We start from the raw sequence: 5,134 nt of genomic DNA, 5'->3' as shown, positions 1-5,134 counted from the left end.
ATGTGCCCGGTCTAAAGTGTTACCCATCAGCCCGGTTTGTACCTTCATGCGCACCTGGTCACCATAAATGGCGACCCTACAAAACACAGCATATCCTGCGAAATAATTTGTGCTAAAGCAAGGCGGCAAGTGCGCGAGTCCCCGGGAGCATACATCAGTATGTGACCGGGGCGAGCAAGCGCAGCCAACGCCGCTGTAGCGCAAAGTATGAAGCAGGATTACCGCTCGTCGCGACGGCCGCCAACTGCCGCCCACAACCGGCGTACGTGAACGGTGACTTCTTCGCGGTCGTGATAGAGCTGACGCGCCTGAATCTGGGCATTAATGCCCTGCGCTTTTAGCGCGTCATCAATCATCGCCAGGTTCTGCGTCACTTCTTCGTAGCGCTTTTTCATGGGCAGCTTGAGGTTGAAGATCGCTTCACGGCACCAGCCATTCACCAGCCATTCAGTCATCAGGCTCGCTACGCGCACCGGTTTTTCCACCATGTCGCACACCAGCCAGCTGATATTGGTACGCGGCGGACGGAATTTAAAACCATCTTCGCGGCAGTGCGTGACTTGTCCGGTATCCATCAGGCTTGGCGCCATTGGGCCGTTATCCACCGCAAATACCCACATGCTGCGTTTCACCAGTTGATAGGTCCAGCCGCCGGGGCAAGCGCCGAGATCGACGGCGTACATGCCGCTGGCTAAACGCTCATCCCACTCATCCGCCGGCACAAACACGTGGAAGGCCTCTTCCAGCTTGAGCGTGGAACGGCTCGGCGCATCGGACGGGAACTTCAGGCGCGGAATGCCCATGTAGAACGGCGAGTTGTTTTCCGGCAGCGAATAGCCAACGTAGCAGGTGCCCGGCGCAATAAAGAACACGTGCACCACCGGACGTTTCGGCGTTTCGTAATTAAGCAGGATTTTGCTTTCACGCAGGCTGGCACGCAGCGGCACGGTTAATTTACGGCAGAACTTGGTGAGCTCTTTCGCTTCATTGGTATCCGGCACTTCAACCCGCAGTTCACCGCCCTTCTCCACCACACCGGTCAGCATGCCGACAATCGGCGTGATGCGATCTTCTGGCGGCAGATCGCGCAGCAGCTCTCCCACCACCAGCATCTGACGCGCAAAGATCAGCTCGGCAAACGGCAGCGTTTGGATCAGCTTTTCAGCGTCTTCCTGCTGATAGCACTCATACAGCACGTAACCCGAGTCATCTTTGACGCGCGGGAAGCCGTAAATCTCGCGCTCAGCGGCTTTCACGCTGATTTCTGCCGCGCACTCTTTCTCAAATCCCGGACGGCAATAGAGTAAAACTTTATTCATGGCGATCTGCCTTTCGTTTCAGACGCAGTGCGCCAATCAACATCAAGAACCAACCAATAAGGAAGCACAAGCCGCCCACTGGCGTAACAAAAACCCAAAACTTCATGTGCGACAGCGCCAGACAATAGAGGCTGCCACTGAACAACACGGTACCGAGCGCCATCGCGGCGCTACTCCAGTAAAACCAGATATTGGCGCGGCGCAGCATGGCGGCACCCAAGCCGATCACCGCCAACGTGTGATACGCCTGATATTCGAGGCCGGTATGTATCCACGCCATTTCGGCCGGGCCGAGCGATTTGCTCAGCACATGCGCCCCGAAAGCACCAAACGCCACCAGTAAAAATCCACTGATAGCCGCAAAAACAAACATGGCACGACTGGACATCAAAGAATCCTCAAGGTAATGCGCACATCACTGTGCAGCCAGCAACGCATTAGTGATCGTAGCGAAAACGGAATTTTTCTTGTTCATTGGCCGCTTTTTCCAGGATCCACTGACGAAAGGCGGCTATTTTACCCAGTTCTGCCTGGCTGTCATGACAAACCAGATAAAAAGCATTTTTACTGACTAATACGTCATTAAAAGGACACACCAGGCGACCGGCTTCAATCTCACTCTGCGCCATCACATTATTCGCCAGCGCCACGCCCTGACCATGAATCGCCGCCTGCAATACCATGGCGCTGTGGCTGAAGATCGGGCCCTGTTGCACATTAATGTGCTGCAAACCCAGCTGGCGCGTATAGGATTGCCAGTCGCGGCGCGATGCATCATGCAGCAGCGTGCAGTGCGCCAAATCAGCCGGTGATTTCAGTGGATTATCGCCGGTCAGCAACATTGGTGAGCAGACCGGCAGCAAATATTCGGCATACAATTTCTCAACGCGCAGGCCTGGCCAATTGCCGCGACCGTAGAAAATCGCCACGTCGACGTCGTCCGCCAATTTCTCCTCATCACGGTCCACCGCCTGGATACGCACGTCGATGCCCGGATAAGCCATATTAAAGCTGGAAAGGCGAGGCACCAGCCACTGAATGGCGAAACTCGGCAGCAAACTGACGGTAAGTGCACCTTTGGCGCTGCGCGCCTGCAACTTGCGCGTGGCATCGTTTAGGGCGGAGAAAATCTCCTTGATGTCTAAATAGTAGCTTTGACCTTCTTCTGTCAGTAAAAGCGAACGATTCCTCCGGCGAAACAGCTTTAAACCTAAGAAATCTTCCAGAGATTTGATCTGATGGCTGACAGCAGCCTGGGTAACAAACAGCTCTTCAGCGGCTTTGGTGAAGCTCAAATGACGGGCAGCAGCATCGAAGACGCGTAAAGCATTGAGCGGCGGAAGGCGTTTAGACATGGTTTTCCGTATCCGGATTGACAAGGTAATACTTCAACTTATACAAAGTCGCTACGTATTAGTTTTTTTAATCCGAGACATTATAATTTGTCCGTTGAGGAAGCTCCAGCAAATACCTATAGTTGCCGCACTTCCTGAGCCGGAACGAAAAGATTTCTGGAAACGTGCGAGAGATCGCAGACTTTTGGAGAGCTTTTGGCTTGTGGTCGTGATGTTGTGTTTGCATTTTGATCTGCCGCTTGCAGATCAAGCTTTTAATTCCTGTAGATTTACCCTGTCTGTCCATAGTGATTTTAAATAGCACCGCAAATTGCGGTGCTTTTTTTTACCTGTTTACTGCCCCATCTCTACCATCTCTTTGACGTCAGAGCGGTTAATCTGCTGCTTGTTGCCATTGGCATCCTGATAGCTGATCATACCGGTTTCGTCATCAACTTTAGGTTTGCCGTCGGCGACGATGGTGCGACCATCATTAGTATGCATCACGTAATTGCTGGAACATGCGGACAGGGTAAAGGCCAAAGTACACACGGCCAGCACTGCGGTGAGTTTATTCATCTTCTATCTCCTTGCAGATTGATTGCATTAAACCACCCGCATGCGCTCACCAAAGGTAGCGCCAGTGAAATCGACTGTGAATAGCGACGCGTTATGCGGGTTTCGGTTCAAACCTTGCAATAATTAGCATAACGCGCTTTTCCAGCTTTGCCAGGCAACGGGCCAGCTTTCAGCCTGGTCCTAATATGATTAACAGTGGGCTGAGTATGACCATTTTTTCCCCAGGCGCCTTCCGCCAGCAGTTCCCCGCAATGAGCGATGCCGGTATCTACCTCGATAGCGCGGCCACTGCGCTCAAGCCGCAGGCGGTGATCGATGCAACAGCACAGTTCTACAGCTTAAGCGCAGGCACCGTGCATCGCAGCCAGTTCGCTGCCGCCCGCGCGCTGACGGAAAAATACGAACAGGCGCGCGGTTTAGTGGCGCGCTGGCTCAATGCTGCGGACGATCGGCAGATTGTCTGGACGCGCGGCACCACCGAAGCGATCAATCTGGTTGCGAACAGCTGGTTGGCACCGCGACTGCAAGCTGGCGATGAAATCGTGGTTAGCGAAGCCGAGCACCACGCCAATCTGGTGCCGTGGTTGATGGTGGCAAAAGCGGCGGGCGCGAAAGTAGTGAAATGGCCGCTGGGCGCCGATCGTTTGCCTGATATCGCGCAGCTGCCGGCGTTGCTCAATTCACGCACCCGATTGTTAGCCGTTGGCCAGATGTCGAACGTCACCGGCGGCTGTCCGGATCTGGCGCAGGCGATCCGTTTAGCCCATGACGTCGGCGCCAAAGTGATGGTTGATGGTGCACAAGGCGTGGTGCATTGTCCGCCGGATGTGCAGGCGCTGGATATTGATTTCTATGCTTTTTCCGGCCATAAACTTTACGGCCCGATGGGCATTGGCGTGCTGTATGGCAAGGCGGAATTGCTGGAGGCGATGGATCCATGGCAAGGCGGCGGCAAAATGCTGACGCAGGTCGATTTTAACGGTTTCACGCCGCAGCCAGTGCCGTGGCGTTTTGAGGCCGGAACGCCCAACGTTGCGGGCGTAGTGGGTTTGAGTGCCGCGCTGGAGTGGCTGGCGCAACATGATGGCAAAAAGGCTGAAATGTGGAGCCAGCAACTAGCAAGCCTGGCAGAAGAGCAGCTGAGCGAGATCCCCGGTTTCCGCAGCTTTCGCTGTGGCAATGCCAGCCTGCTGGCGTTTGATATTGCCGGCATTCATCATAGCGACATCGTCACGCTGCTCGCCGAGCACGGCATCGCGTTACGCGCCGGACAGCACTGCGCGCAGCCGCTGATGGCGGCGCTTGGCATAACCGGCACGCTGCGCGTCTCGTTCGCCCCCTATAATAATTTGCAGGACGTGGATGCGCTGGTGCGCGCCATGCGCCATGCCGTCGACTTACTGAGTGAATAAGCCCATGACATCAACTCTGCTCGCCCCGCATCCGTTCGGCGATCTGATTACCGCAGCCAGCCTGACGGAAAAATTCACCCATTTTCATCAGTGGGAAGATCGCTATCGTCAGTTGATCCAGCTTAGCCGCCAGCTGCCTGCGTTAGCGGAAGAGTTGAAAACGCCGGATATCGAGCTTACGGGCTGTGAAAATCGCGTGTGGCTCAGCAGCCAATTATTGAACAACGGCACGCTGCACTTTTATGGCGACAGCGAAGGACGCATCGTACGTGGATTGCTGGCGGTGTTGCTGACGGCGGTGGAAGGCAAAACGCCAGCCGACTTGCTGCAGCAAGATCCGCTGGCGTTGTTTGATACGTTAGGTCTGCGCGCACAGCTCAGTGCGTCGCGCAGCAGCGGTTTACAGGCGCTGGCGGATGCGGTGCAACGCGCTGCTCGTCTGCACGCTCAGGCCGTTTGACGCGCTGCCTTCGCCAGAAACTTCTTCAAT

6 protein-coding genes are annotated in these 5,134 nt (G+C 55.1%); 2 read left to right on the top strand and 4 right to left on the bottom strand.

The features are described 5' to 3' along the window. Positions 1-218: 218 nt before the first annotated feature. The 4 genes from rlmM to RTY00_RS19455 all read right to left on the bottom strand — a co-directional run bounded on the left by rlmM (position 219) and on the right by RTY00_RS19455 (position 3,232). Positions 219-1,319, bottom strand: coding sequence for a 23S rRNA (cytidine(2498)-2'-O)-methyltransferase RlmM (gene rlmM, locus RTY00_RS19470; protein WP_312665617.1), 1,101 nt, complete (start codon positions 1,317-1,319; stop codon positions 219-221). Further along, positions 1,312-1,707, bottom strand: a complete 396-nt coding sequence (locus RTY00_RS19465) for a DUF423 domain-containing protein (protein WP_008109570.1) — start codon at positions 1,705-1,707, stop codon at positions 1,312-1,314. The genes rlmM and RTY00_RS19465 overlap by 8 nt, the downstream gene beginning before the upstream one ends. A gap of 49 nt (positions 1,708-1,756) precedes the next feature. Next, positions 1,757-2,674: a transcriptional regulator GcvA gene (locus RTY00_RS19460; RefSeq protein WP_008109573.1), complete on the bottom strand. Its 918-nt coding sequence runs from the start codon at positions 2,672-2,674 to the stop codon at positions 1,757-1,759. A gap of 333 nt (positions 2,675-3,007) precedes the next feature. Beyond that, positions 3,008-3,232, bottom strand: coding sequence for a YgdI/YgdR family lipoprotein (locus RTY00_RS19455; protein WP_008109575.1), 225 nt, complete (start codon positions 3,230-3,232; stop codon positions 3,008-3,010). A 206-nt stretch (positions 3,233-3,438) separates the two neighbouring features. On the opposite strand from RTY00_RS19455, the gene csdA reads away from it, so the two are divergent. Further along, positions 3,439-4,644, top strand: coding sequence for a cysteine desulfurase CsdA (gene csdA, locus RTY00_RS19450; RefSeq protein ID WP_312665616.1), 1,206 nt, complete (start codon positions 3,439-3,441; stop codon positions 4,642-4,644). 4 nt (positions 4,645-4,648) lie between these two features. Then, positions 4,649-5,104 (top strand): cysteine desulfurase sulfur acceptor subunit CsdE, encoded by a 456-nt coding sequence (csdE, locus tag RTY00_RS19445; RefSeq protein WP_101762005.1) that lies wholly within the window; start codon positions 4,649-4,651, stop codon positions 5,102-5,104. Positions 5,105-5,134 lie beyond the last annotated feature (30 nt).

The sequence above is a fragment of the Pantoea sp. CTOTU49201 genome (assembly GCF_032054795.1).
GTDB lineage: Bacteria > Pseudomonadota > Gammaproteobacteria > Enterobacterales > Enterobacteriaceae > Pantoea > Pantoea symbiotica.
Note: the sequence above shows the minus strand (reverse complement) of the source record. Positions and strands in the feature narration are given on the sequence as shown.